Raw genomic sequence first — 241 nt, forward strand, 5'->3', positions numbered from 1 at the left:
ATCAATTACGACACGAATCGTTTCCATCGCCTTAATTAAACGTTTGGAAACTTCTTTGTTTACCGCTTCTAGCCGCTCAACTTGCGCTTCAGCCTTATCAAGCGCTTGGGCAAGACGGCTACGATCCGCGTTCATTCGTTGAATTTCTTCTTCCCATTCGTTGTTTTTATCAATAACCGCATTGCGGTTGATAATGGCGATTTCTAAGGTTCTGAGTGCTTTTTCCAGTTGCTCTAAAGTT

General features: G+C 42.7%; 1 protein-coding gene. It reads right to left on the bottom strand.

Annotated features, from left to right (window positions below):
- A partial coding sequence (locus ACFINO_RS11420) for a DUF4164 family protein (protein WP_375655966.1) occupies nucleotides 1-241 on the bottom strand: 241 nt, incomplete at both ends.

This window comes from Bartonella sp. AA83SXKL, assembly GCF_042196965.1.
Taxonomy (GTDB): Bacteria; Pseudomonadota; Alphaproteobacteria; order Rhizobiales; family Rhizobiaceae; genus Bartonella.